33 protein-coding genes are annotated in these 26,442 nt (G+C 46.3%); 11 read left to right on the top strand and 22 right to left on the bottom strand.

Annotated features, from left to right (window positions below; all coding sequences use genetic code 11):
- Positions 1-3 precede the first annotated feature (3 nt).
- Entirely contained in the window at positions 4-921 is a 918-nt protein-coding gene (locus M1F05_RS22010; RefSeq protein WP_042847272.1) for a LysR family transcriptional regulator, read from the top strand.
- A gap of 65 nt (positions 922-986) precedes the next feature.
- On the opposite strand, the gene traA is transcribed toward M1F05_RS22010, so the two are convergent.
- Positions 987-1,322 (bottom strand): TraA family conjugative transfer protein, encoded by a 336-nt coding sequence (gene traA / locus M1F05_RS22005; RefSeq protein ID WP_042847274.1) that lies wholly within the window; start codon positions 1,320-1,322, stop codon positions 987-989.
- A gap of 328 nt (positions 1,323-1,650) precedes the next feature.
- Here traA and M1F05_RS22000 point away from each other — a divergent pair, with 328 nt between their 5' ends.
- Positions 1,651-2,286 carry a phospholipase D family protein gene (locus M1F05_RS22000; RefSeq protein ID WP_080750914.1) on the top strand — a complete coding sequence of 212 codons (636 nt, stop codon included), beginning with the start codon at positions 1,651-1,653 and terminating at the stop codon, positions 2,284-2,286.
- Positions 2,287-2,345: 59 nt separating this feature from the next.
- Here the strand turns inward: M1F05_RS22000 and M1F05_RS21995 are convergent, their stop codons facing one another.
- The 8 genes from M1F05_RS21995 to M1F05_RS21960 form a co-directional block, all read right to left on the bottom strand.
- On the bottom strand, positions 2,346-2,897 hold the full coding sequence (locus tag M1F05_RS21995; RefSeq protein WP_206086760.1) for a hypothetical protein: 552 nt from the start codon (positions 2,895-2,897) through the stop codon (positions 2,346-2,348).
- Positions 2,898-3,088: 191 nt separating this feature from the next.
- Entirely contained in the window at positions 3,089-4,231 is a 1,143-nt protein-coding gene (locus M1F05_RS21990; RefSeq protein ID WP_042847275.1) for a hypothetical protein, read from the bottom strand.
- A gap of 287 nt (positions 4,232-4,518) precedes the next feature.
- The gene (locus tag M1F05_RS21985; RefSeq protein ID WP_206086759.1) at positions 4,519-5,250 is read right to left on the bottom strand and encodes a restriction endonuclease; all 732 of its coding nucleotides are present in this window, start codon (positions 5,248-5,250) and stop codon (positions 4,519-4,521) included.
- A 348-nt stretch (positions 5,251-5,598) separates the two neighbouring features.
- Positions 5,599-5,970: a hypothetical protein gene (locus M1F05_RS21980; RefSeq protein WP_042847277.1), complete on the bottom strand. Its 372-nt coding sequence runs from the start codon at positions 5,968-5,970 to the stop codon at positions 5,599-5,601.
- A 20-nt stretch (positions 5,971-5,990) separates the two neighbouring features.
- Positions 5,991-6,359, bottom strand: coding sequence for a hypothetical protein (locus tag M1F05_RS21975; protein WP_162762203.1), 369 nt, complete (start codon positions 6,357-6,359; stop codon positions 5,991-5,993).
- 73 nt (positions 6,360-6,432) lie between these two features.
- Entirely contained in the window at positions 6,433-7,068 is a 636-nt protein-coding gene (locus tag M1F05_RS21970; RefSeq protein ID WP_042847282.1) for a hypothetical protein, read from the bottom strand.
- The gene (gene lepB, locus M1F05_RS21965; protein WP_263057238.1) at positions 7,065-7,802 is read right to left on the bottom strand and encodes a signal peptidase I; all 738 of its coding nucleotides are present in this window, start codon (positions 7,800-7,802) and stop codon (positions 7,065-7,067) included. Before lepB ends, M1F05_RS21970 begins: the two co-directional genes overlap by 4 nt.
- Positions 7,799-8,218: a hypothetical protein gene (locus M1F05_RS21960; RefSeq protein WP_042847283.1), complete on the bottom strand. Its 420-nt coding sequence runs from the start codon at positions 8,216-8,218 to the stop codon at positions 7,799-7,801. Before M1F05_RS21960 ends, lepB begins: the two co-directional genes overlap by 4 nt.
- A gap of 186 nt (positions 8,219-8,404) precedes the next feature.
- Between M1F05_RS21960 and M1F05_RS21955 the strand changes: the two genes are divergently transcribed.
- The 3 genes from M1F05_RS21955 (at position 8,405) to M1F05_RS21945 (ending at position 11,353) form a co-directional block, all read left to right on the top strand.
- The gene (locus M1F05_RS21955; RefSeq protein WP_237072357.1) at positions 8,405-9,190 is read left to right on the top strand and encodes a hypothetical protein; all 786 of its coding nucleotides are present in this window, start codon (positions 8,405-8,407) and stop codon (positions 9,188-9,190) included.
- 1 nt (position 9,191) lies between these two features.
- The gene (locus M1F05_RS21950) at positions 9,192-10,301 is read left to right on the top strand and encodes a toxic anion resistance protein (RefSeq protein WP_042847288.1); all 1,110 of its coding nucleotides are present in this window, start codon (positions 9,192-9,194) and stop codon (positions 10,299-10,301) included.
- 68 nt (positions 10,302-10,369) lie between these two features.
- Positions 10,370-11,353 (top strand): hypothetical protein, encoded by a 984-nt coding sequence (locus M1F05_RS21945; protein ID WP_042847290.1) that lies wholly within the window; start codon positions 10,370-10,372, stop codon positions 11,351-11,353.
- A gap of 48 nt (positions 11,354-11,401) precedes the next feature.
- Here M1F05_RS21945 and M1F05_RS21940 read toward each other — a convergent pair whose 3' ends face one another.
- On the bottom strand, positions 11,402-11,593 hold the full coding sequence (locus M1F05_RS21940; RefSeq protein WP_042847293.1) for a hypothetical protein: 192 nt from the start codon (positions 11,591-11,593) through the stop codon (positions 11,402-11,404).
- A 192-nt stretch (positions 11,594-11,785) separates the two neighbouring features.
- Between M1F05_RS21940 and M1F05_RS21935 the strand changes: the two genes are divergently transcribed.
- A complete protein-coding gene (locus tag M1F05_RS21935; RefSeq protein ID WP_042847295.1) occupies positions 11,786-12,091 on the top strand; it encodes a hypothetical protein in 306 nt (101 codons plus the stop codon).
- Between the two features lie 48 nt (positions 12,092-12,139).
- Here the strand turns inward: M1F05_RS21935 and M1F05_RS21930 are convergent, their stop codons facing one another.
- The 3 genes from M1F05_RS21930 to M1F05_RS21920 form a co-directional block, all read right to left on the bottom strand.
- Positions 12,140-13,441: a hypothetical protein gene (locus tag M1F05_RS21930; protein WP_042847298.1), complete on the bottom strand. Its 1,302-nt coding sequence runs from the start codon at positions 13,439-13,441 to the stop codon at positions 12,140-12,142.
- A gap of 156 nt (positions 13,442-13,597) precedes the next feature.
- On the bottom strand, positions 13,598-13,864 hold the full coding sequence (locus tag M1F05_RS21925; protein ID WP_231135576.1) for a hypothetical protein: 267 nt from the start codon (positions 13,862-13,864) through the stop codon (positions 13,598-13,600).
- A gap of 156 nt (positions 13,865-14,020) precedes the next feature.
- Positions 14,021-14,914, bottom strand: a complete 894-nt coding sequence (locus tag M1F05_RS21920; RefSeq protein ID WP_237072356.1) for a hypothetical protein — start codon at positions 14,912-14,914, stop codon at positions 14,021-14,023.
- Positions 14,915-15,641: 727 nt separating this feature from the next.
- On the opposite strand from M1F05_RS21920, the gene M1F05_RS21915 reads away from it, so the two are divergent.
- The 4 genes from M1F05_RS21915 to M1F05_RS21900 all read left to right on the top strand — a co-directional run bounded on the left by M1F05_RS21915 (position 15,642) and on the right by M1F05_RS21900 (position 17,954).
- A complete protein-coding gene (locus M1F05_RS21915) occupies positions 15,642-16,163 on the top strand; it encodes a hypothetical protein (protein ID WP_042847299.1) in 522 nt (173 codons plus the stop codon).
- 363 nt (positions 16,164-16,526) lie between these two features.
- On the top strand, positions 16,527-16,772 hold the full coding sequence (locus M1F05_RS21910; RefSeq protein ID WP_166267796.1) for a DNA polymerase III subunit theta: 246 nt from the start codon (positions 16,527-16,529) through the stop codon (positions 16,770-16,772).
- A gap of 36 nt (positions 16,773-16,808) precedes the next feature.
- Positions 16,809-17,624: a hypothetical protein gene (locus M1F05_RS21905; RefSeq protein ID WP_042847303.1), complete on the top strand. Its 816-nt coding sequence runs from the start codon at positions 16,809-16,811 to the stop codon at positions 17,622-17,624.
- A 186-nt stretch (positions 17,625-17,810) separates the two neighbouring features.
- The gene (locus M1F05_RS21900; RefSeq protein ID WP_072035187.1) at positions 17,811-17,954 is read left to right on the top strand and encodes a Hok/Gef family protein; all 144 of its coding nucleotides are present in this window, start codon (positions 17,811-17,813) and stop codon (positions 17,952-17,954) included.
- A gap of 87 nt (positions 17,955-18,041) precedes the next feature.
- On the opposite strand, the gene umuC is transcribed toward M1F05_RS21900, so the two are convergent.
- The 4 genes from umuC to M1F05_RS21880 form a co-directional block, all read right to left on the bottom strand.
- Positions 18,042-19,307 (bottom strand): translesion error-prone DNA polymerase V subunit UmuC, encoded by a 1,266-nt coding sequence (gene umuC, locus M1F05_RS21895; protein ID WP_042847494.1) that lies wholly within the window; start codon positions 19,305-19,307, stop codon positions 18,042-18,044.
- Positions 19,307-19,723, bottom strand: a complete 417-nt coding sequence (umuD, locus tag M1F05_RS21890) for a translesion error-prone DNA polymerase V autoproteolytic subunit (RefSeq protein WP_042847304.1) — start codon at positions 19,721-19,723, stop codon at positions 19,307-19,309. The genes umuC and umuD overlap by 1 nt, the downstream gene beginning before the upstream one ends.
- A gap of 69 nt (positions 19,724-19,792) precedes the next feature.
- Positions 19,793-20,143: a hypothetical protein gene (locus M1F05_RS21885; protein WP_042847307.1), complete on the bottom strand. Its 351-nt coding sequence runs from the start codon at positions 20,141-20,143 to the stop codon at positions 19,793-19,795.
- Between the two features lie 4 nt (positions 20,144-20,147).
- On the bottom strand, positions 20,148-20,858 hold the full coding sequence (locus M1F05_RS21880; RefSeq protein ID WP_196053751.1) for a GntR family transcriptional regulator: 711 nt from the start codon (positions 20,856-20,858) through the stop codon (positions 20,148-20,150).
- Positions 20,859-21,061: 203 nt separating this feature from the next.
- Here M1F05_RS21880 and M1F05_RS21875 point away from each other — a divergent pair, with 203 nt between their 5' ends.
- Positions 21,062-21,736: a helix-turn-helix transcriptional regulator gene (locus tag M1F05_RS21875; protein ID WP_162762206.1), complete on the top strand. Its 675-nt coding sequence runs from the start codon at positions 21,062-21,064 to the stop codon at positions 21,734-21,736.
- Between the two features lie 14 nt (positions 21,737-21,750).
- On the opposite strand, the gene M1F05_RS21870 is transcribed toward M1F05_RS21875, so the two are convergent.
- The 5 genes from M1F05_RS21870 to M1F05_RS21850 all read right to left on the bottom strand — a co-directional run bounded on the left by M1F05_RS21870 (position 21,751) and on the right by M1F05_RS21850 (position 26,401).
- Positions 21,751-22,419: a hypothetical protein gene (locus M1F05_RS21870; RefSeq protein WP_042847309.1), complete on the bottom strand. Its 669-nt coding sequence runs from the start codon at positions 22,417-22,419 to the stop codon at positions 21,751-21,753.
- A gap of 44 nt (positions 22,420-22,463) precedes the next feature.
- Positions 22,464-23,618, bottom strand: a complete 1,155-nt coding sequence (locus M1F05_RS21865; protein ID WP_042847312.1) for an acyl-CoA dehydrogenase family protein — start codon at positions 23,616-23,618, stop codon at positions 22,464-22,466.
- Between the two features lie 9 nt (positions 23,619-23,627).
- A complete protein-coding gene (locus tag M1F05_RS21860; RefSeq protein WP_072035188.1) occupies positions 23,628-25,061 on the bottom strand; it encodes an FAD-binding oxidoreductase in 1,434 nt (477 codons plus the stop codon).
- Positions 25,062-25,091: 30 nt separating this feature from the next.
- Positions 25,092-25,940, bottom strand: coding sequence for a GNAT family N-acetyltransferase (locus M1F05_RS21855; RefSeq protein ID WP_166267800.1), 849 nt, complete (start codon positions 25,938-25,940; stop codon positions 25,092-25,094).
- Positions 25,941-26,122: 182 nt separating this feature from the next.
- Complete coding sequence (locus tag M1F05_RS21850; RefSeq protein WP_226617167.1) at positions 26,123-26,401, bottom strand: hypothetical protein; 279 nt, start codon at positions 26,399-26,401, stop codon at positions 26,123-26,125.
- Positions 26,402-26,442: the final 41 nt, after the last annotated feature.

Raw genomic sequence — 26,442 nt, 5'->3', positions numbered from 1 at the left:
TGCATGTATTTATCGGGATGGGACGACGTCAAAGTTTTCCTTGCTGCTTTTCGAACCAATTCCTTGAGGGGGGCATCGATTCGTTTGTCGATGGATCAGACCACGGTAAGTCGAAGGCTAACAAATTTAGAAAAACAACTCGGTGCTAAACTGTTTTACCGCACGCCAGATGGATTAGTTCCTACTGAAGTGGCAGAAAGAGTGTTAGGTATCGCCCAGGAAATGGAGCGTAACTCTGTTTCCTTTCTGCGCTTGAGTGAAGGATCTAATGGTGAATTCTCCGGTGACGTATCAATAGCTACTACAGACAGGCTTGCAGTCGAATTCCTAATGTCAGCAGTTAAGATATTGAGAGATCGCTACCCCAATATTAATGTCACCATGAAACTTGGCGCACAGATGGCAGATATGTCGCGTGGTGAAGCTGAAATTGCCGTGCGAATCCAAAGACCTGCGGCACCAGATCTAATTGCTAAAAGGCTAGGGAGCTGGGATGTCGGCCTATACGCAACCCAGACATACCTTGATAAGTTTGGCCCACCAGAACTCGGCCAGCACCTTGCTAACCATGATATCGCTTTATACGACAATAAATTCAGCAGCCCTGTACCTGATACGATGGTAGGTGAATCTCGCCGAGATGCGCGGGTTGTAGCCAGGCTGACATCAAGCTTCTTACTCACAACCTTTGTGCGTTCGGGAATGGCTTTAGGGGAACTGCCATGCTACCAAGAGCAACGGTATCCTGAGTTAATTCGAATATGGCCGGATAAGGCCAGAAAGAAAAAATATGAAGTGTGGAAAGTCGTACATAAAGATGCCGCTGAACTCGCTAGGGTAAAAGCAGTATCAGAAGTCATTTCTGAAGTGTTTGAACGTGATATTAAGCCATTTGTCGCAGACCTACAAAGCTCGCTGTAATTTGCGCTACAAAGCAAAAACCCGACCGAAGTCGGGTTTTCTTGATGCTGGCCGTAGCCGCTGAATTAGATGCCAGCTGGCAGGGCGGTCGTTACGGCGCTGGTGGAAGTCATCATGCCGTTGATGATATCCGGCGCGTAGTACAGGCCGATGGCCGCACCAACAGCGACCGCGAAGGTCATCAGGGACTGGCGAACAACCGCAGCAGCAACGCCGACGATGACGATCAGACCCACCAGCACGCGGCCCAGAGAACCCTGCATGTAGGAAGTGATTGTGGCCCACACTTCGCTAAAACCAGTTTGCTCGGTACCTTTCGCGTAAACGGCGGTCACGCCCAGAGCCAGAACAGCGGAAGCAGCCAGAACAGATTTCAGGTTACGGGCGGAGATAGTTTTCATCGTTAACATCCTTTCTTGAGTTAAATTTCAGTTTTTGGATGTTCACCTGACTATTTAACGGGTTTCAGCAGGGAACGCAGATAAATATACAGATACCGAATACCTGATTCATTAAAAAAGCCTGACAGAAATACCTTGAAACATGAGAAATAAGGTGACTTTTTGATGCAAAAAGGGAAATGGTTAGATGTAATGGATAAAAATCTGATTTATTGAGTTTTCTGCATGTAGAAAAAAGGTGAACAAATCGCATGGCTAAACGTTTTGTTGCTTGTTTTCCCTGTGTTGTAATGGTTAGTGCAATTACAAACTTCTAAAATGGTGACTCATGGATCTCAAGAAAAAGCTTTTGGTCAGTTCCTTGGCTTTCACTCTCTCGTTATCAGCCCAAAACGCATTCGCGTTTAAATTTGACGATCTGCTTAACGGTCTGGGTAGTAGCCAAGAACAAAGCGAACAAATCCCTCCACGCGCACAGAAAGGCGCGCAGATAAACCACCAAACGCAAATCGTAATTGGCTTCTCGCCAGAAGGGTCAGCCCAGAAGGCGATCATCAATGCTATCCGCTCGGCAAAGTCAGAGCTCCGCCTGGCCGCATATTCCTTTACATCGAGAGATATCGTGAAAGAGCTGGTGGCAGCAAAGAAGCGTGGTATTGATGTCAAGATTGTGGTGGATGAGAAAGGCAATAAGAGCAAGCACTCTATATCAGCGATGAATACGGTAAGACTGGCTAAGATCCCAATCCGAACCAACGGGCGATATGCCATCATGCACGACAAGTTCATCGTGGTTGACCGGCAAACGGTGGAAACTGGATCTTTCAACTACAGCGATAGTGCGAATAAGCGAAACAGTGAAAATGCGATCGTGTTGTATAATTTACCAGAAGTGGCTGAGGTTTATCTGGAGCATTGGGAACGCCGTTGGGCAGGCGGGACCGAGCCGGAGATGAGCTATTAAGTTGGAAGTGTCAAGTTAGCGAACTGAAAACCACTCTATATATCGAGTGGTTTTTTTGTTCAACGCAAAATGGCGGTGAGCTCGCTCTCGTTAGTATCGACAAAGAACACCTCCCATAGCTTTTTCGCCAGGGTAGGGTTGATGACATTCACCTTGGAAATAGGCATCACACGACTCAGACCCAACCCCATAAAGTGCTCATAGAGCATGCGGGAGTGCCCACCAAACACACTTAGCGGCTGATTCAGAAGAAACACCACCTCTGCCATTGTTAAGCCTTCAACCTGCAACGTATAGCCCAGCGCGCGGGAACAAATCTCACGCATTACGCCGCGCTTAACTCGATAAATTTCATCTTCACTGAAGTGCTTTGGTAACTCACTTCGATCGCAGGTCATAGGGTCGATGCCGTCAATATAGCAGGCCGAATCATACTCAATACGGTACTGTGGCTCACCACTGTCATCGGTATTTTGCAGGCAACCAACCGGGTCAAGAATGGTGCCATCCTCCAGGACTAACCAGCCATACTGCGTATGAGATATTGAAAAAACGCCGTGATCACCATCGTTAACCGCCTCTTTATGTCGCGTTAGCCGAGTTCCCAACATTGCCTTACCACCGAAAACACCCCGCTGAAGAAGCGCACGACAAACTAGGTATGAATGTTGTGGTGTCCATTCGGCGTGAGGAATGCTGATACAGTAGCTTGTCGCAATGAGACGGATTCCATCAATAAGAGGGCTTATCATATTTACTCCGATAAAAAAGGCGTATCAAGGATACGCCTGTCCCATTGATCTTACTTTTTTGATTTCGGCTTTTGTTCAGGCTCCGCCGAAATGTAACGAAGGGAGTCAGTCCGCTGGCCCGGCTCACCAACACCTTGGAGAATCAGTGAATAGGTTCGCTTGCCTGCAACGATAAACAGATCCGTTGCTTGCGACCAGGAGGCCTTATTTTCACTGCGCTGGACACGGAGAATACCGCCAGGCAGCAATTTCAGTTGCCAACCTTTCTCGTCTGACAGGTAGGCACTTATGTTCTCACCCTTATCCGTTGGTAGCAGGAAGATTTTGGCAGCAAACGTGCTGTAGAGATAAACGGTATCCTGTTGTTGAGCTTTATACTCAACTTTCAACGCCGAACCTGTGTAGTTCAGATCCGAACCCGTCATCGTCATAGGTTGAGCGAACTGATTAGTAGCGGGGAGCTCAACGCGCTCCGGTCGGATAGGTTCTGGTGAGCCTGCTGGTGCAGGCTCAGCCGCCTGAGTTGGTACAGGAGTTGGTACTGGCTCAGGCGCTGGCAGTTCAGCCTTCGCTTGCTCTTCAGCCACTGGGGCCGCTTTTACGTCACCGCCCAGTGAAGGGGAAACGTCGGCTTCAGGTGAATTTTCCTCAGCGATCCCAAACTTGGCCGGGTCATACTCCCGCTCATTGCTGGCCGCAATTGGAGCAGATTGCTCTGCCTTAACGACATCTTCAGCCGGAAGGATTTCTGCCGTAGGCATAACAGGCTCAACCACTTCGGCTTCAACCGGAGTTTTAGTTTCAGGCAAACTGTTCTTCTTCAGTTCGGCAATTTCCAACGCGGGCGTTTGCGGCTCGTTTTTGCTATCAGTTGTTACGGCTTCGGCATTAGTCAGTTCAGACTCATGAGCTTGAGTGCCGCTGTTCTCAATGTCCTCTTTGACTTTATCAGTCAGCGCAACACCGTCGTTACCGATATTAACCGACATAGCTTCGACTTTCTCAGCCGGAGTTTTATCGCTCGTTAAAATAACAGCCGTCATCGCACCCCCTGCGATAATGGCCGCTACGATCACGGAAAGCACCGTCTTCTTCGATACTTTCTTCGTTGGTTCAGGCGTGTCCGCTTCCGCAGAGCGTTCACGCAAAATTTCCTGACCGTATTCAGCGCCAGTGCCGCGTTTCTCAGTCATCTATTTCCCCTCAAATTCATTCATGCACATTACCGATCACTGCAACGTTCGTTATGTTTACCCCGTCGCAGTTCAGCCTATTTAACAAACCCCGCAGAACGGAGCCCATGACCAACAGTGTTACCCTCACTGCCTGGTTGGATTGCTTGGTGATTATAACGGCATTGCTTCCGCTGCCGAAATTCAGAAGGGCGAAAAGGTCTGCGTTTTGCTTCCCTTTTCAGATGGAGTGGATATAAAAAAAGAACGCCGACTAAACGGCGCTCCATGAAAGAAAAGGTGAACGACTACAGTTCGCGGGTACCACGACAGTCTGGGAATAGGGAGCAACCAAAGAATGCTGACTTGCCAGATTTTCGAAGAACCATCTTTCCGCCGCATACCGGGCACAACGGCTCTTTCGCATCAATGGATTGAGTGGTTGCTTGGGACTTAGGGGGATTCTGTTCTAACTCTCCATTCCCTTTAATCATTTCGATCAGTTGTGTACCGTCGAGTAAAATAACCTTTCCTTTCACATTTTCGCGTTGAGCGAACTTCCATGCTTCATCGGTAAACAGGCCTGACGTAATAATGAATCCACGGTGAAAGCCGTCTGCGAGCACCACACCGTAAATTTCGCGGACAATAGCAACACCGACACGGTTTGTTTTCCAGTGTTTGCATTGCACCATTTCCCGGTGGCCGAAACCCTGAAGCTCAACATCCACACCACCGTCAGCGCCAGCCTGAGTAACACGGGCGCGATAGCCTTTAGTTTCGAAGAACTTGCAAACCACTTTTTCGAACTGATCCCACGTCATTCGCTCTAAGACCTGACGTGCATTGACGACTCCTTTTAGCTTGCCAAGCGCACGCCCTGAAGCCGATAACTGAAGATATTTAACGACCGTCCCAACAAAGAAACACAAGCCGATATAGAAAAGGAAAGCACCCACTAGCAGCGGTAGTTTGGCATGGAGCAGGTTCATGACAGAGACCATTTTGTCTTCAACCTTCTCACCGGGCGGGAACAACACATCGACAATCGCCTGGCTGATGGCACCTTGATACCCATAAGCATAGAGAAGGACCGTGATTGCCGCGATTGGAAGCCCGATATAGACACGAAATAGCAATGTGGTCTGAGGGGCATTTAAAGTGCGCCAATTTTCTTTTCTGAACCACGTTCCGACAACAACCCGCCCAGAGAACGTGAAAAACAGGAAAATGGACAACGTCAGCAGAAAGGAAATCAGCTGAATTTTCGAGCTCCCCGCAAAAATCGTATTGAGCACTATAATCAGGCCCGACATACCATAGAAGCGGATCCGCATTGCCTTTTCGGGTGTAACCTGACGTTTCTTTCCTTTCGACATTTACTGCACCTATTTTCGTTTTTTAGGCCAAGCCCGGCGAGCCTTGGCCCTCACCGACAGCTCATTGGAATTTAGAATCACGATGTCGTAAACGGCAATCAACCCCACTACGGATGGCGTGCCGTAAACGACAATTTCAGGGATGAGAGGTAGGTATGGTGAAATGACAGCATAGTAAACCACTAGTGATAAGACATACGTTGCCCAGATGTAGTAAATTTCTTTGCGGGCCAGCAAAAATACAGCGGCACAGAACAAAGCCATGTTTCCAACACCGATAATGTGGAAGAGCTCGGCCTCATTCTTACTGGCATATACAGCCAGGGCATAAACACCAGCTATCATTAACATTAAAACGTAGTTCACCACACGCAAAACCATATAAACCTCAACAAAGTAGCTTAGTCATTTGAATGTGCCGAGTTTATCATCGGCAGATCCGCTGACGAAATCACTCCAGTTTCGGCCGCAGGCACGTACCCAGCCATAGCATCCTGGTTATCGCATGCGATTTGGTTGGGGATCCAAAAATCCCCGTTCGTTGCTTCAACAAACCGAAAAACCATTTGGCAGGGGACATTTAGGACAGACGCGATAATCATGGTTTGGTTGCTCCCCTCAATAAATCGGGCGCTTTCATACTGAGCATCCTCAGCGAGCCCTTCGTTAAATAAGACTTGTAGTGCATCCAGCTCCGTCACTGGATCCGTCGTCACCTCTTTGCTCGGCGCTTTCTGTTGCGCTGGGGCTGACAGAGGTGTCACAGGCATCGGCTTTCCCGGCCCGACGTTAGCGCACCCCCCAAGGATTAGAACCATCAAAACTGACAGATATTTCATTGCATTACTCCTTCATGACGATGGAATTGTGGTTATTGAATAAGTGGATTACCTGCTGAGCCGATATATCCTCCCAGCCTTCAGGCATATCCGGTAGTTCATAGGTCATGGTATCTTCACGGGCATTCACGGGAATGGAGCAAACGAGAGAGAAGTTTCCTTGCTCGTCAGATATTGCCCATATTTGGGAAAAACCAATGACAGCCCCTGCCGTGACGCGCTGATTAATGCCCAGCATCATGCAGATAGCGCGTTGATATCCCATTGCACCAGGCTCACCGTATAGCGCACAATCAACACCTAGCGCAGTCAAAGCATTTACAGCTAATTGCATTAGCTCACGAGAGACAGCCTCACCAGCAGGGTTGTCATGACGCAAGGCATAGGGAATGTGATCAGTCTCAGCCAAAAGGGAATCATCCCCGGCCAACTTAAAGCCGGTCACTTTTTGGATGTGTTCATAACGTGAGCGGAAAAAATATTCAGGTACGCAGAAGTCTGGTCCTGAAAAGTTGATGAACCCAAGCCGTTCACAGACAGCCAGAGTCTGAGCTCTCCACTCATTGTAGGCTTCTACGGCACGAGCGAATTCAGCCACCATTTCAGGTGATTTTGTCTGGTAGAAGATTTCAATCATCATTTTCGCGCACCATCTGCACCTTGGCGGATCACTGCCATTTGTACGTCGAGCGCATCGTAATTGTTGAACGGATTAAAATTGAACAATGTGTGTATGACACGGGCATGAATCCGGTCATGCGGGACCAATCCTCGCAAAGGCTTTGGTGTGCCAGGTGGGTTTTCCCAGTAACGACTATCCCATGAGTGATCACGGTTGTCCCCGGCCATAAAGTAATAGCCTTCAGGAATAACCCAGCGACCTTTTGTTGGTACATAAGCAGCGTGTGTATCGATCACAAATCTGTACGGTTTACCAGTGCGCTCATCACAGGCCGAGAACACAAGGAAACCACCTTTTTCTTCGGTTTTTTGCCCCAGTACCCTACCATTGACTCGATACGTTTTGTCTGTGTCAAATTCAACCACATCACCGGGAATGCCGATAATGCGCTTTGTATAAAGCGTGCGAGGTACTGAAGGAGCCTTGAACACAGCTACATCGCCGCGCATTAATCGGCCATCGTCCAGCAATTCCCCCAGCCTGACCGCCGTAACATAGTCACCTACTTTATAGGTGGGCTGCATGGAGCCCGTAGGGACGCTGTAGATTGAGCCTATCCACCGATCACTGACAAACAACGTCACGGACAAGGCAAGGGCGATCACAAGCCAGGGTTGCGGTTTTCGGCGTTTGATGACATCTCGGCCCAAAACTGCCACCAGCCCGACAAATAAAATACCGAGCCCATTCATGAATGCACCGCCTTCAAAGAACGCGCGTAACGAGTGAGTGAATCAGCCAGGCGTATGTAAATTGACAACAGGTAGAAGTGATATGCGCTACCTTGCGCCATTTTTACGGCCAATGGATACTCTATTTCTTCGCCTCCTTCCATGATTATGAGGGACAAGTTGACGAATTGGTCATCACGACTAAAGCGTACACGGATTACCCGATTCGTTTTTACCGGCAGGTAATAACAGCGATACCCGATCACCGCAAAAACCAGTAAGAAAAGAGCCAGCAAACCGACTGGGACAATCCAAGTTAATTCCCCCGATAAACAGAACCAAAAGGCAACAGAAACAGCACCGTCAGTCAGTAACGTGAATACGCGGTTGAGCCGTAGGCGGCCAGTCAAGATCATCAATGGTACGAATCGGAGCATAGCTTCCTCCTGTTTATGGATGCGGACAGGATACCGAACACCTAACCGGTGACTGAGTTTTTTCATCGACAAAACGAAGACGAAAAAAAGGGGGCTTATTACTGATAAAAATTGACCTCATTTTCTTTGTCAGCAAATTTGTCGTGATAGCTTGAAGGTAGATTCTATTGTTCTTTAGGAGTGCGCATGTCCACCAGCCTGATTGCTCGGCAATTACCCGCGTTCGTCAATGACGCGATAGGCGTTGTTAGCTTTGGTCCCAAATTACTGTCCCATTCCGATGACATCCTTGATTTCAACGGTAACAAAATGACGCTGGAAGAAGCCATGAAATCGGGATCTGAAGATACGAAAATCAGCGAAACAAGCGCACTCTTGGTAAAGCACCTTGAGGCTTGTGACCCTGCGGTGTACTTCAAGCGCAAGACGGGATTCCTGTCCCGCATCTGGGATGCCCTGACGGGGTCAAAAGAAACACGCATGATTGAGTTCACCATGAATTGTCGTCGTGTCGATCGGCTGGTGGCACAAGCCCCATTGATACTGGAGCAGGCGCAAAAAGGCGTGCATATCTTGTTGGCGCTTGAGCAAATCTATACGCGTGACATTGAAGCTTTGGACGCTTACATCCAAGAAGGCCGGGCATTTATAGCCCAATATCGTGAAAGTGGGGAGGGGCTATCAGATCAGTTGGAGTACGGACTGACCCGCTTAGCTCAACGCATCCTTAATCTGGAAGTCACCAAAGCCTCTTCAGAAATGAATAAGGTTCAGGTAGGGATGTTGCTGCACTCTGCCGCAACAGAGGTAGACCTTCTGGATGCGGTTGTGAAAAGTGCAATCCCTATCTGGCATCACCAAATAAAACAACTGCGAAGTGGAGCGGCCAATATCGAGATAGATCCGCAAGTCGAACAGCGTTTTCGAACGTTGGTAAACAAACGCAACGATAACGTTAAAAAGGGTAGCTGATATGACCAACACAATCACTGTCACCGCTGATCAGATTATTTTGAACAAAGAGTCTGAAAAGTTTGCCGTCACCCCAGCTCAGCGCGATCAGGTCGCTGCCGTCGCAAACACCCTTGTGCTGGGCGATCCAAGGAGCGCACATAACTTTGGCCGCAGCAAATCACCCGATGGTGCCTATCTGGATAAGCTGTTGGAAAACGTTCATGTCTATAACCAAGGCAAGGACGGCAAGCGGCTGAATGAAATCGTTGAACTTGCTCGCGATATCAGTACGTCTGTACAGCCTGGCAAGGTGCAGCAGCTGTTACTGAAAATCCCAGTGCTCGGGTACTACGCGACGCGCGCACTTCGACTCGCTCATCGGGCGAATGACCGTTTTGACAACGTTAAAAACCAAGTCAGCTTACTGACGGAAGACATCACCAGCATCTCGACTGATCTCATTGGTCACAACAATAACCTCGACATTTTGTATGAGGAAGTGCTGGCCGAAGTGCATGAGTCGGGCATTAATATTGTGGCCGCAGGTTTCGCGATAGAGCATATTGAAGCCACCCTGAAACAGCGCCGCAAGGCATTGAAGAGCGACCCAGAAAACAATTTGCTTGCTTTGGAAGTCAGTAATATCGACCACCAGCTGGCCGTACTGAAAAAACGCAAAGTAGATATCATCATGACGCAGCAGAAATGCTTTGAGGATTTGACCATGATCCGAATGATGCAGCGAAATAACCTCAACATGCTTGACCAGTTTGAAACCATCAAGCGTGTAACACTCCCATCTGCCAAACGCGCTCACTTGCTGGTGGATCAGGCCACACAAAGTAACAACCGTTCAAAGCTGGTTCAGGCAGTGGGCGATGTCGTTAATGCGCAGGCGAGACACCAGGCAGACTTGGTCAGCGAGAGCTCCATCCGAATTGCACGGGAAGGACATCGCCCGGTGTATGATGAGTCAACATTGGAGCACATTTCAAACACCATCGGCGGTGCCGCGCGCGAGATTAAACGGATCCAACGTGAAAGCGAAGGCCACTACGCTCGCCTATCTGAACGTACAGACGCCTGGCAGAAGCACCGCCGTGAACTGCTTTTGGAACTGGCGGAATAATTTAGCAGTTACATCATAGGCCGAGTTATTCGGCCATCTCATTTAACGTTTAGTGTCCGGAGGGGGGAATGGTTAAGACAGAACCAGATATTGTCTCGACTGAAAAACGTATTCAACACAAGCGAAATCGATTGTTTTTGACGGGTTGCATCCTGTTGCTGCTTGCGGGTTTCGTCTGGATATTCAGTTGGATGCAACAGTTTGAACTGGATACACTCCATGCTATGGCGATCAATAAACCTGTTAATTTGTCTCTCGGTTCAGGGGCGTCGATAGAAGGGGGATTTGTCACAATCGGCGGGGTTATTGAAAAATACCTTTCGTATAGTATTCCATTTTTAGTTGCATTGGCCGTTGTCGTGGTAGGGATTGCGATAATGCAGTCAGAAGCATCGTACCTCATCATCATTGCGCCTGTCGCCGGTGTCATTTTTTCAACAATAATCCTGACGCATGATGAACCAAAATCGTTACCTAGCGCCACTTCGGTACGGACTGAAATACTTATTCCTGCCGGTGAGGTTAATGAATTACTGAGCGCGATCACGACAGAATACCCAGGGGTTGGCCTTATCCTGAAGGATGCGATGGAAAAGGGGAGCAATGATACAAATGCGGTTACCGCTTTTGAAGGTGAAATACGTTCAGGCTATGCTGCGGGTGACGCTCGTCGTGCGATGTCCATAAGCGTGGCATTGGTTCAGGCTCTGGCTGTGGCCGCGCAGAACACTTCTGACGAGAAGGAAGCTAACAAGCTTCTGGATAAAGCGAGCCGAGTCGCAGCCCTCAGTGTTCGCATTTTGAGGGATAATTATTTTGTGGATAGCGAGTTGGCATATCGATTATATGAATTGGCCCAGCGACTTGAGCCAAGCATTGTTAATGATGCCAAACCAAGCATTGAAGTGAAGTATCAGGAGTCGGCTGAAATCGCAGGAATATCACGAATACTGAACTGTGCTTTACTTGTGATGACAATGATACTCATCACGTTGTCTGGATTCGCAAATAGAAATCTGCGTTTGCTGAAGCAACTGAGAACGCAGCCGTGAACCACAATTCATAGAAACGAAGAGCCCCGGTTTTGCCGGGGCTTTTGATTAATGGTAGTGCTTGTTGTGATCGTTTTCCTCTTCTGCTTGAGAGGCCGCTGACATAATAGCCGGAGGTTCGGCGTAATCCTTTCCCTCATCATCCGGCTTCTTAAAGAATTTTGACCAAATGTAGTGACCAGCCAGTAAGGCAACTCCACCACCAATCATCAGCACATCAAACAAGTCGAGCTTAGGCATTTTTCTTCTCCAGTCAAAATGGGTCCATACCCGGCTGGCGTTTAACGCTTTCGGGCAGCGTAGGCAGTTCCCAATTTAAACACGGGCATTCTGACAAAAACACAGAAAAGGAGAGCGAAACGAGGGGGAAAAAAATCTGGCTCCATACAGTGCCATGAGATAATTAAGGCTCTTACCAACGCAGAGGTTTTAATGGCATTGATTATCCGAGCAGGAACCGGCCAGAGTGATACCACAGTCACCAAGGCTGATGAGCAAGGGCTTCTTGACCCTGTATTCGTTCAAAGCGTTCTGAAAGGGTACCCTGAGTTTTCTCAGCTAAGTCAGGGCATCACGTTGAATGGTGTGGTCTATGATCGTGTTCTCATGAATGAAGACGCGAAACACAGCGAGCTGGGTTTGAATCAACGAGCCACCACTTTGCTGGAGGAACATGTTTGCCTGGAAGGGCCGATCGTCGGTGATGTGTTGTTGCTAACGTCAGGAGAGCTTTACTGACACGTCGGTAATAAAAAGGCAACCATGTGGTTGCCTTTTCTTGTTGGATCATCCCAGCTGGTGGGGGTATTTGAGCCACCAGTCAGGTGAGTATAGGAAGTTTCCTTTCTCTTTCCAGCCAGCACCTATCAGCTGATCTTTAACAAAGTCAGGTTGTTTGCGTAGCGTGTCAATGGAAACTTCATCGACAATACAGACCGTTCCTTTCTCACCTTCAATCTCACTTTTAATGTAACGTGTCAGGCCGATGAGTTGAATGCGTGAGCTGATTGCACCTGCTGTCCGATCCATTTTTTTGGCTATCACGTCTGGCGAATGATGCTCCCCAAGTAAAGTGAATAGGAATTTATAGTTGCCAGCGAACCATAATTTACCGTTGCGCGTTTTTTCACGAGCAGGTGCTGGCTGGCGCTTTTCAGTGGATGTAGGTGGTGTCGAAGCTGCGGGGGTGGCGTTTTTTTCAGCCAGAGGAGGGGGTTGAGGTGCTGCGGTATCAATAGCCTGTCGTTTGGCATTCACTGCTTTCAACAAGGTTGCAGCGGCCATCATGTGCTCATTACACCGAACTGGTGTATCGGCTTCTGTGACTGAAGCTTTCAGCGGCCAGGAGCCTGGAATCAGGTCGGTGATCTGGGTTGCGTCAGACCACCAGGTTGGGGCTGTTAATTGCAAACCATCAATGAGCCAGCCATTGTGCAACATAGGTAGCACGTCAAAATAACGCATTTTCGACAGCACTCGTGGCTGGATAGTTGCGCACATCCAGACCTTGGCCTCCCCTGAGTCTTCAGCAGTTCCGACACGAACCAAACCCATGATAGAGAGCTGTTGAATAATATTAGACATGCTGCGCATCAGTACCTGCGTTAGTGCATCCTTACTGGGGCGCTGAGACAGAGCTGTCAGCATCATGCCCACATCCTCTGGAGTCCAAGGCTTACCGTTATTGAGCAAGTGAACTGTTCGGCGAGCAGGCGCGTCAGCATCGTCGTTATAACGAAACGCAAGAGCAGGGCGTGATGTCCACCACTCAGGCGACCGCAGTGATTGCTCTCCACGCCATACCTGTGGAGCCCATCCCATCTCGGTCAGATTGCGATAAATGCCGGACATAGTTTTACCCAAGCAAGCAATACCGACCTGGTGATTTGGCACCAGGGTTATCTGGCTGAGGTCATCAATGTTTTCACAAGTGGCAATGTACAAATCCATCGCGATACACTTGCGTTGAATTTCTTCCACATCCTTACCGATGACTGACGATAAGGCTGTAAAAGAGTAGTTATCCTTCAGCCCCTTCACAAGCTTGAGTTCGTCAGTAATCGACCACGCGATGTTCTCTTGAGTCATGTTGAGGTCCTATTTGATTACTACAGTGCTGATATTTTAACCGAGGGCAAGTCACTATCGAAATTTTGTGACCTATTTTGCACAGGGTTATGTACAGAATTTGTGGATAAAATGGCGATCAAAAAGCTTGATTTAAATTTCAAAGGCATCATTGGATTAGCCCTCTAGATTTAAGCTAACGTGCAGGTCAACGGTTGCCTGGCAGCCGGGGATGTATCTCGGCCAATCAGTTGCATTTGCTCGCTTTATAACCACGACCTCAAATCCAAACTGATCCGCAGTCAGGTCAACAATAAAGTCAGCATTATCCGCAGTTGCTTCACACCAATAATGGCCGTGCTGAGATGATGATGTGTATAACCCTCCGTCAGCGTACCCATCACCTCCACGGATCCGTGTCGGATAGCCGCCTCGGGTTAACATTGCGGCCAGCATCAAACTGGCATATAGACAGGTTCCCTTGGTTGAGGAAACATTGCAGTGTGCTAGTAACCCGTCGAGTATAATTCTTGCCTTCTGGGCAATCTCGGTTAATGAAGGTCGGGCTGGTGGAATGGTTAGGTGATGTGGGCTCACGGATTAGCCCTCATTCAACAGACGCTGTATAGCCGCTCTGACACGCAGGATTGCCGCACGCTCAGCGATTGTGCTGAATCCCTTAGTGTTATGCTTGCGTTCAAAAATGTCTTTTTCCCAGGCGGAGATATAGCCCTTTTCCCGTGCCTCGGCCAATTTGACTACCAGTTGTTCAGGATCTGAAATGACACAGAAGGGGGTGGCACTAACCTTTGCGAGGGCCTGCGCTTCTGCGGTGGTTTCCGGTAGCGCTTTGGAAATCCCGGCCTGCATCATTTTGGTTTGGATGTTAGCTCGTATCGCGTGCTGTTTGACCGTTAATTTTTTCATAGGAAAGGTCCGCAATGCGAAGTCCTTTTCCCACTGGTTGATGACATTCTGATTGAATGCGGTTTGGATGTGACTTGCACCGTAGACCAGCGCACGACTTTCTTCACCCATGTCTGCTAATTTGGCATTGATAGACTCACGCGTTTTCAGTTGTTTCTGCGTTAGCTTCCGCTTGTCGATGTTGCTCAGGTAAAACTCAAATTCCCAGGGGGTAATCACGGATTGAGCCAATGCCATTTCAAGCAATTTTCGACTGGCTGCTTTCGTACCGTCTTTTGATATCCGATCAATTGCATTGAAAATGCCATCCGAACCCAGAGCCATGAATTTATTGACGCAGCAGTTCCCAACTCTTGCAGCCTTGTTGTTCGTTTTATTTTTGATAACGCAGATTTTTATGATTGGCTGATGGCCGCACAAGCACTGGTCAGCTATCTGCGCCCGAAAAACTTGCTGTAATGACCATTCAGTACGGGCACTTTCCCAATCTTCAGCCGTGGACATTTTCGTAATGCGCTGCATTAATTGTATGTGCTTGTAACTTTTTGCTTCGTTGCTCTCGCTCATTGTTTTTCCAGTCAATCAAATCCTTACCTTTTCCCTGTAGGGTATAGATTTTGCCAAATAAGGGTCAACGGAAAAGCACCCTGTTTTGCTGTCCTTTTCGGTACAATTAACAGCGTGTTAGTAATTGCATATTTATGCATAAAAACTAATGGAATATGAGTGAGGTTTAAGCCGTAAAAAAGGGGGTGACTCGTTAAAAGTCACCCCCCACACTGGATCCCCACCCAGACATACAATGCTTCACATTCGTTTGCATTGATTTAAATCATACATTCTTCAGAATTAGATGGAAGTCTTTTTTTGGTCAAAAAATGCATAAACCACGAATGAACATTTGAAGCGAAAATGCGTGATAAAATTGTCACGATTTTTCCATTGCTTACAGCAAGTATATATTTGCTCAGTATAATTTGCATTTTTACCACCGTGGGTCGCGTTTATGCAGCATGAATGACCTATGTGCAATGTGGGCACAAATTAACCAGAATTTAACAAATCACTCGATGGTGCGCACAACTGAAAAGCGCCGATAAAACTAGCCGTTTCATCCAACCTTTGTGACAAAATTGGTTTATCCTCTTTGGATAAATGCCTTTCTTGGCTAATTGGGCATTTCAAAAGCCAGACATTGTTTCTTGAATTATTACGCATGATCTCGGTTAAGTGATTTCGTCAGGCGACTGGGCGGGCTTACCATTTCTGTATTAACGTACAGAAGGAGCTCAGAATGACTGCAATAATTGATAAACAGATTTCCGCCGCGAACTTAAATGCATTTGGCTGGCAGTTGGGAGACCACATTCACTCAACACCGTTTACCTCCCATGTTTTTTATCTGCGGGACTACCGAGATGATCAGGTGCATTTGGTGACCATTGGACAGCGGGACTTTGATTCAGCGCGCACAAACCTTGATGTGCCCATTGGGGCTCATGTGGAGGCAATAGCTCAGCTCATTAAAAAAAGTAGGAAAAAAGCATTATCGCAAAAGCATGCTGGCGCGCTCAGCTTTGCGTTAGTGAATTACATCAAAAACACTGGCGCTTATCGCCAATGGCTCACTTTGATTTCACCCGGCGAACGCATGCACGCAGTCATGAATATCTATAGCCAGAAAAATGGCCTAGTGAGACTTCGGCCATTTATCGTGCGCCACGATGAGTTAATGCTGACACCGAACGATGTCATGCAGAGCACTGAACAGATTTTTGTGATGGATAAAGCCAGGAATCCAGAGTGGTTTAACTAATCTGATATCTACTCGATAATAAGAAAAGAAGAGAGCGTTTGCTCTCTTTTTTTTGAAGTGACTCAACATTGTGTAATTTTGCATTAACCTGCAAGTAGACGAGTAGGGCAGGAACGCATAAAATTATAATCGCGAAATGCCTTTATAAATCAATGGCTTATTTAACATAATCCTCATTATATGTATCGCGTTAACAATTTTAACAATTGGGTTTCCTGAGGAGATTTCGAACCTCAAAGTGTCAGAAATGGAATTGAAAGATGAAAATGAGAGCCAACGCATCTTGTTATCTTTCAATGTGCATAGACTTATACTTTAACCATATTATGATCGATGGATTAGACGTTAAATTAAAGGCACGACATGGGACACAACTTAGCGGAATTATCTAAAGAAGAAATGGACAAGGTTAATGTTGACCTTGCTGCTTCAGCCGTTGCTTATAAAGAGCGACTAAATAAGCAAGTGCTTGATGTTCAAGTTGAACAGGAGCAGCCAGAGCACCTGAGAGAATATTTCCGTGAGAGATTAGCTCATTACCGCAAGCTTTCCGAGACACTGCCTGGCGCGGGCTATTACGCAACGCTAGACAGCAAAGCACAGCAATGAGCTTACACTTTTAACCTACTTTTATATGGATATTAAATGACGGAATTAAACAAAAACGACTGGATCATTGAAGCTGATAAATCTATTAAGGATGTCTTAGCTAATGCACTACGAACCGATAAAAATGGTTCTTGGGATGAAAATCAGATAACAACGAACGCATTGAATGCCATTGGTAGCTTAGGGAAGCAATTGAAATGGAAATCGCAAAACCAATCTACTGTTTGGGAGTCATATAAGCAAAAAGGCAAGGCTGAGACAGCTTCAGGGGACGTACTTTTTTTTATTAAAGTAATCTTATCTAATGAGGTGACCATCGAGGGGGTAATTTACTACGAAGCAAAAAAAATGTATTTAAATGAAAGACAAGAACCTACAGGATACTCAGCTTTTGACTTCAATCAATTGGGCAGGATAGTACACCACTCATGGGGAAGCAACATATTACTATACGACGTAAGCCTTACTTCAAGTGCTAATGGAGGAGACCCGGAACACTCAGTTGGTTCGTTTGCTTTACCAGCTGCTTTTGTTTATTCCCTCCTAAAAGGCACTAGCAGATTTACTTCCAATCAATCCAAAGAATTACCAGGCTTAGGCAAGCCGTGGGCAAATTTTTTGGCTGATAATTTCTCTGGATTTGGTTTAGATTACCATCCCGCAGTCGTCGGTTACGCAAAGGAATACATATCTCAAAAGCATCCATTGTTACCTGCAAATATAGTCATTGCAACCACAAGTAAAGCGCCAGAGATAGAGCCAGAACTGGACCGCCGTTTTATTATTCCAAATTTATATATCCCGTCTGGTGAAGATGCAGATGGTGAGGTCATTCGTCATACTGATGATTAATGAGATCAGATGTTTGTGGGAAGTAAAAGTCTGTTATTATGGATTTGGGTGCTTGAATCATTTTGGTTCGAGCATTTGCAAGTTCCAAAAAGACGAAAGCCCCGAATTATATATGACAATAATTCGAGGCAGTCTCCAAACGTAGCAATTTGATTCTGCCTCCTTTAACAAAAGGAGTCAAGAGGAATGACCAAGTTTGCCCTTATTAGGCTGATTGCCGTATGTATTACGGTTTTGTGTTTCTCTCTGCTAATGCGAGATAGGCTTTGCTCTTTGAGTGTAAGCAGCGGAAATACAGTGGTTCAAGCTACTCTTTCCTGTAACGAGTAGTCTTGTGGGGGAGTTATCTCCCCCACATTTCTCTTTCTTTTGCCATGTTCGGTGATGCAAGCACCCTTTTCAATGCCTTCCTGACGATCAACGCACCTTCGCAATCGGGAGGTCATTGACGTTTGTTGTATATTCCGGAGACAGCATGCCGCGCGTCATTCCCCAGGATGGGTCACATCCTTTTCCAGCAAAGCCAATATTGAATTTTCCAGATCGATTCATGTTATCCAATAGAGCCATCAACTCTTCACTTCTTTTAAAAGGTTTGGCGGTGGAAAAAAGGTCGAACTGAGTAACATTTGAACCGGAAAAATCAGACAGCATCACGCCTGCTCGGTGGTATTGATACCCTTCCCTCCAAATTGCCCCCAGAGCTTTAACTGCGGCATTAATGATATCTCTTGTGTCTGCGCTAGCGTACACCAGACGCTCAGTAGCCCGATTGCTATACAAAGGGCCTGGCGAATAATGGCTTGTGCCAAGGAATACACTGACGACGCCACACAGTTGCTTTTCAGCCCTCAATTTCTCACTCGCTCTCTCTGCATAGGAACAAATTGCCTGGTGCATTTCGTCATAGCATTGAACTTTTTTGCCAAAAGATTTCGAGGAAATAATTTGCTCTTTAACTTTTCGCACTTCTTCTATTTCAATACAGGACTCACCGTTGAGCTCACGAACCGTCCTTTCAACGACAACGCCGAAGGTTTTTCGGATCGTAGCGATATTAGCATCAGCCAACTCTAACGCGGTATTAATGCCCATCATACGCAGCTTGGCAGAAATGCGACGACCCACCCCCCAAATCTCATCAACCGGTAATAATGACATCAATTTTCTTTGTCTGGTTTTTTGGCTTAATTCGACTACGCCCCCGGTTTTGCTCCAGCGCTTTGCCGCATGATTAGCCAGCTTGGCGAGTGTTTTTGTCGGACCAAAACCAACGCCAATAGGAACATGTGCAATTTGCAAAATGTCTTTTTGGATGGCCCGGCCAAATTCCTCGTACCCCCCTAACCTTTTACTTTCTGGCACGATCAGAAAGGCCTCGTCTATTGAGTATACTTCCATGACATCTGCAAAAGTGGATAACACAGACATAGTTCTGTCTGATACATCCTGGTACAAGGTGTAATTTGAAGAGAAGACTTGAACATTGTTTTTTTTAAAGAAATTTGCATTTTCAAAGTACAGAGCCCCCATTTTAATACCCAGCGCCTTTGCCTCCTTTGAACGTGAGATTACGATATGGTCATTATTTGCCAGAACAACAATAGGTAAGCCCTGGAGGCGCGGGTTAAAAGCAGACTCGCACGAACAATAAAAACTGTTAATGTCGCAGTGAGCAAACATCATAACGTTTTGTGAATAACGTAGGTCACAACCCCAAAGACGGTGAACTCAGCCCAATCAGCTATAGGAATTGGAGAAAAACTTGGGTTCATCGGGATAAGTGCTGGATACGGCGTTTTTTGGAGTTTTTTGATAGTAAATTCGCCATCTATGGAAGCGATGATAATGTTTCCGTCATGCGCCTGTAGGCTACTGTCTACGATAACAATGTCACCATCGCTAATATTGGCGTCGATCATTGATGTACCTGATACCCTCAAAAAATAGGTTCCCGCCGGGTGTGTTATTAATAATTCGTTTAAGTCTATGTTTTTTTTGGCGTAATCAGCGGCTGGGGAGGGAAAGCCTGCGGGAATGAGCGCCTCGAAAAAAGGCAGTTTTATCCCCGCTGGTAATTCACATAATGAAAATTGCATAACGCCACCTTTTGAATAACTGTAAATATATACAGTATTATTATTCAGGTGCGAATGATTGTCTAGTTGCTATTTTGTGATGGTATTCCGGTAAAGAATATACTCGCGATACAGAAGCATGATAAACCCACCCGCGACAAAGCCTGAAATGCTGCTCTGATATCCTTCTGGGGGGTGATAGCCTGCGATGGTAGCGAGTAAAATACAAGGCATACCAACCAATATAACGATTGTCCTTACGGCCTTTTGCCTGCCCATTAACATTAAAAAGGCAAGGCCAAGTATGAAGCCAAGCAATGTCGTAGCATCAACACCCAGACTAACAAGTCGGACTATGATTAAGGCGATTATAAATATTGCGATGAGCAGCTTATTTTTTTGGTTGCGGTACATGTAATGAATGAATTCAAGTAACCGCATCACCTCAACCTTCCCCGTGAATATCCATATACAATTTCATACCACTGTCGATGGAGTTCGTAAATATCTTAATTATAAGATCTGCATTTCTGTTGATAAGAGCATCGCGCAAAGGATAATAATATTTAGGCCATTCCTCTAAGGAAGTTGTTTCATAGAGGAAGTGGAAGCTAGGCCCCACACTTACCCAAAGCTGTGTAATCAACGCCATAAGCTCAGGGGAATCAGAAAGCGTAAACATCCGCAGTCTCAACGCCCAATGCAATTGAACGGCGGTTTTAATGTCCCCCGACAAGTGTGCCGCTTCGAGTTCGAGCGTCAATTCCACCAGTGAATTAAGCGCTTCGTCAGACATGATATTTATTGAACGAGTGATGGCGGGTAGTTCTAGCATCTTCCGTATGCCCATCAATTCAATAAGTCGATCAGGATGAATATCCGGAACCAAAAAAGCGTGGGAAGGTGAAACATGTAACGCTCCATACGAAGAAAGCCTTACCAGTGCTTCTCTTACAGGAGTAATGCTCATGTTTAAAGATTCTGCAATTTCCTTGGTGATCATCTTTTGGCCTGGAGCAAGAAACCCCAGAATTAAGGCGCATTTTAGACGATTTTCAACTTGTTGGGTTAGACTGATTCTACGCGGAGGTTTTGCATTTAATGACAATAGGATCTGGTCTGAAATGTCACATAGTTGAAATTTATTTTTATTCATAATTGAAATTCTCGCGGAACTTTAACCTAACAAAATATTTTTAGGAACATTTTATTAGAATTGAATATTCTAAAAAAATCAATTTTCAGAAGTAACGAATTCTTTCATTATCATAGATCATGATGATTTTTGAATGAACGACGGGTATCCTAAGAGTAGTCATAGCTGTGTACTCTGAGGTTACGGTGAAACGGTTATTTAGCTTGGATGACGTTGATATTATTGAACAAATTTTGAAGGTTTCAGATGCGCTAGGATGCAAAGGCTTCTCCTATGCGGTCCAGCCTAAAAGCAAAAAAGGTGGTTCCGTAATCGTCTCGAACTTTCCACCACACTGGCAGGTTAGATACGAAAAACTATCATATCATCACATAGACCCTATCATGACATGTGCTAAAAAAAGTATACAGCCTTTTCACTGGGCTGATGCTGGTAGCAAACCATATCAGGATGTCAGAAATATTCAGATATCCGACCATGCCATTCCTGGTGTACTGAATGGATACACAATACCTTTGCATGACCACATGGATAACGTAGTGGCCTTTAGTGTTTGGAATGACAATTCATCCAGCGAACTCCAGCGACCTCATCATCCAATAAATGATAATATATATAGAAAAATCATAACCCTACATGAGATGATGTTAACCAAAAAAAATGAAGTGGCTGAAATAGAACAACACATCCTTAGCAGCAGGGAACTACAGGTGCTGCAACTGTCCGGACATGGAAAAACCTACAAAGAGATCGCTCAGACTCTATCAATTTCTGAGAACACTATAAAATTTCACGTTAAGAATATCCTAACCAAATTGAATTCTAGCAATATGAGACAAGCCATAACTACGTTAAAAAAGACTTCTGGCTATTTTTAAGTGGAGAAATAGCTTCAGAAAGAGTCACCATACACCCGCTCGGGCAGCGCGCTGAGTTTTTCACAAATCTCGCCCCTAACAAACAAGCAGTAATCCCGCTTACCAACCAAATACACATCGTAATCCACCAGGCAAGCATGTGCATTTGATAACTTCACAAGCAAAGCACTCATAATGTCCGGGAAGCCTGGCGCTTGATTCAACAGGTGAAAATTCACTGTAAATCGCGTAGGTAGAGACTCCAGAATATCTCTTTCATAAAAATCATTTTCATTCTGAACACCCCAGTAAAAACTTATCTTTCGTTCCGAATCTTTATTTGCTTCAGTGAGTAAAATAGAGCGAGCATAAGAATAACCAGAACCAAAGGCCAGAACGATGACAGGCCTACCGCTGTCTGAACGAAGCCAGGCGTTCCCCATAGGCCCGGCAACAACAACGTCATCACCGACCTTTAGTTTTTTGAGAAAACTATCATGCTTCCTTGTGTCGGCGATATGTAACTCGATCACCTCACCTGAGTTTTCGGGAGAAGCTATCGAAAAATACCCAGATCGGCCGCAATTTAGAATAACCTGAACATATTGACCGGGCTGATAATTTAGTTCAGATTCAAGTCGAATCACTACACGATAGATGTAAGAGTTTAGAGCTCTCATGCTTGATACAGTTGCCGTTACCATTTTTGCCTCACGTTAAAGGCTGGGGATGACCCAGCCAATAAACATCAAATGAACAGGTTGTTTGAATGGTTGTTTAGTAGAAATTGTCCACACTGCTGAACAATAGACTCACTGGCAACAGCGTGCTGATTCATGGTGTAACTGTCGCGCAACCATTTATCCATCGGTGTTTCGTTTTTATATATCGAAGCACCGCCCACCAAGTCATAAATGGTTGAGATGATTTGACGGGAAACCTTGAATGCTTGTTGCCTTGCCAGGGCAACTGTAATGCGGTGAGCGTTGCTCAGCGGCTCTTTACCTACAAGGCCATCCCATTGCTCATTCAGTGATGAATAAACGGCACATCGTGCGCTATAGAGCTCAATTTCACACCGTGCAAGAACCGCCTGCACTCGTGGACTTTTTTTCCACGAAACCGACAGTGAGCGGTCGTATTTGTGCTCAGCAAGGCTGATCGCATAGTCCAGAGCAGCACGCGCCATCCCGAGTGGTATTCCTGCCATGTTGCGCAGGATAGCATCAGGAACATCGTGTAAAGGCCCTTTGCGATAAGGCTCATTGAAACTAAAACTGTGCTCGTAGGGAACGAACATGTTATTGGCACCATAATCACGACTTCCACTTCCGGCAAGACCAGTCGTGTGCCAGTTATCGTGTAATTCGTACTCATCAGGTTTTGCCATCATAACCCGCCAAATTGGCGCTCCGTGGCGATCAACGACCTGATTACCATCCTGATAAACGAAACACCCTGCGCTGAGTATATCGCAATGACTTAAGCCACTGCCAAACCGCCAGCGGCCGGAAACACGATATCCACCAGGCACTATCTCTGCTTTACCTTGAGGATGTATCCAGCCTGCCGTAATCGAGTCAACGGTGAACATATCACGCGCCACAGGCTCATCTATAAAGCCTGAGTAAATACCTGAGTCACTGCCGATCATTGCACACCAAGCCACAGCAGCATCACCAATAGCCAGTTGCTCGATAACCTGGGTTTGCTGAGGTGAGGTTAATTCCAGCCCTCCCCATCCTAATGGGAAATTCATCCTGAATACGCCAATCTCCCTGAGTTTGTTAACAATATGGGGAGGTAGTCGGCGCTGTTCTTCAAGTACACCACCTTCAGCTGAAACTTCCTTTGCCAGCTTTTTTGCATTAAGTAACAATGATTCGAATGAGATTGCGTGCATTGCGATCACCTATAAATATCTGTCATTACTGATAATGTTATTGGGGTCAATGAATTGCTTTAATTCACGAACAAAGCTTCTTTCACCCACACCAGGAGTAATTGGATCCGCCCACTTGGCATGTTCAACACCTAGCCGGTAAGGGATAAATCCTTGCGCCGTAAATTTTTCATGTAATTTACTTAAAGCGGTCAATGAATCTGCCGACTCTTTTTCGCTTTTCTTAAAAGCGATTGAGACAACCAGGTCTATGACATCACCACTAAGGGCGTTGATCGTAGCCCCGCAAAGAACTCCGGTTTCGTTGTGAACTTCATCAATTAGCTGATAGGCCATTTCCAGCGCATCAGCAGTGAAAGGAATCAACGGAAGGAAAAAGATCCAGCCAGTGCCACCTGTATCAACTTTGTCGTGTCTAGCTCCCAGCGTTTTTCTAAGCAGAGTGTCATTTAGGGATGAATCGCCAACATGGGCAGCTTCAACCAAATTAGCGATCACATCAGGCCCAGGATAATTACCTTCAGTTACCGAATTCGATGTCACATTTGTAAATACCTGCGAAGATTCGCACAATTTTTTAATCAAACCGATTCGTTGCGAGACATCGTCAGATAGACCGTCCACACACAAGTGAACGGTATATAATCCGTCACTACCGCCATAGGTTGAGTTGGCCGTGGTGTCATAGATCTTCAATACGCCGCTACTCAGGCCGTTAGCCACCCATTTCTTCAATGTTTGTATTGCTGGTGAAAGCAACTTTCGGCTGAAGTTAAATCGGACTACATGTGTACTTTCAGGGCGGGTATGTAGTTTTATTACCCCTGCCGTAACAACACCAAAACTAGATTGCGTAAAAAACTGCACTAATGAGGGGCCTACACCATGCGGGTATATAGGCGTTTCAACACTTCCGGGCCACCAGCCAACACGGATGATTTTTCCCGTCGGCAACAGGACTTCAATGCCGACAAGGTCTTCAGTTCGTTGATGACGAAGTCCCACCCCTCTGTCCAAGGCATTGCCGAGGAAGCTGGAGTGAGCGGAAGATGCTGTAATGTTCAACATTTTTTGGGTGCCGATTAACAGCTCAGACAGTTCGCCTTGGGTCACGCCAGGCTCAATAATTGCCCAGCCTTGGTCTGTATCAATTTTCCGTACTGCATTTAATTTTTGTAACTCAACAAGGTAGCTACCGTCCGCAACATCCTCCCTAGAGCCCAGGCCCCAGTTGTACCCAATGCTGACAGGATGCAGCCGGGTGTTAGGAAACTCACTTGCACCTATCACTATTTGCTGGAGGTCTATGAGTGAGTTTGGACGTAAAATGCCTTTAATTTTTCTACGTCGAAAAGCACTGACGTTATCTGGTAGCCGTTTTGCCCTGACAACGCACTCACCATCTACACGCGATGCAATATAGCTAAGGAAATCTTCTTTCATGGTATTCTCTTATGTTGAAAGGTTGGTGTTTCAGAGTTTGGTTTTGACGTAACTTAGTTGGTCACTGAAAGTGCCATCTTGATTAATTAGTCTGTGTTTACTGACTCCTTCATGTACATAGCCTGCCTTGAGCGCGACTTTTTTGGAGGCCACATTTTCGGGTTTAACTCCTAATTCAAGGCGATTAAATCCTCCATCAGTCATCAGCCACTCAGAAAGCAATTTCAGGGCCTGAGATGCATACCCCTTTCCTCTGAACCCTGAAAAAACGCCGTAGCCAACATCACCAACCTTGGGTGGCACTACAGGCCGAAGGCTGATCCGACCAATTAATTCTTGTGTCTCATTTTCGAAAATAGACAGCATCATTTTTTCCCCCAGTAGCCAATATAGGCCTGCCAGACGGCAGTCTTTATCAAACTGAGAGAATGGGATGTCAGGATAGATAGACCAAAAACGAGTGACAGAGTCGTAGTGGTCTTGGAACATACGATGCCCATCGGGTCGGGCTGAAATGCGTAGCGTTACCACGCCATCGGTAAGGCCTTCTTGCGGGAATGGAGTGAAGGATTCGTGACCAGATTTAGCGCTGGAATAATGCAGTTCAACAATATCGATATCAGCGCCCCTGGGATCTTTAAACGCTATCAATCCACTGGGACTGAGTCCGGCATTCAGCGCTGCGGCTACTGCTGGTAGATTGTCTGAGTGAATTAGGCTCAGAACAGTTTTTCCTGCCTGCTCAAGCTCAAGAAATTGAGTCGTGAGTTTTAAAAATGCAGCCTCTGGGTCTGAGCACTCCCCCAGGGAGTGATAGATGACATTGTTAGAAATGGGATGTTCACTGAATAGAGACATTACACCATCGGAATCGCTCATTTGAACAACCCTGTGATGCATGTTTAGTTTATCTAAGACGTGCTGAGTGCTGTTACATAGCGGTGCGGAAGATGCATGATGTAAGAAATTCATCGTTAAACCTGTGAGATGGTTGTTTTGGCTAGGACGCTCAAAGCATATAGCCAATTCTTACAGGTTTAACCTACACAACAGGGTAGTTTTTATGGGGCAGTGGTATTAATGACCTTTGTGGCGACTTCCAGTTCGTCAATGGCAACGTTGCCTAGAAGGAGACCTAATCGGGTTGTAAGATTTAATTGGTTATTTGCATACAGCCAAGCCATTGCTCCCATACAATAGGATTCACGGCCTGAAGACTGATACTGCCCTTCCTCTCTGTCTTCAGCACCGCCCTGGTAGGTTGTCTTGTGGCAGAAAAAAACCTCCTGATCAGAAGAAAGCAATGTGCGCTTAATGTCATCCAGACGGCCCTCTGTCAACGGGATCCCTCCCGTCGTTCTGAACGGACAATTTGCGCAAG

Origin of the sequence: Providencia sp. PROV252, from assembly GCF_033676005.1 — a bacterium.
GTDB lineage: Bacteria > Pseudomonadota > Gammaproteobacteria > Enterobacterales > Enterobacteriaceae > Providencia > Providencia vermicola.
Note: the sequence above shows the minus strand (reverse complement) of the source record. Positions and strands in the feature narration are given on the sequence as shown.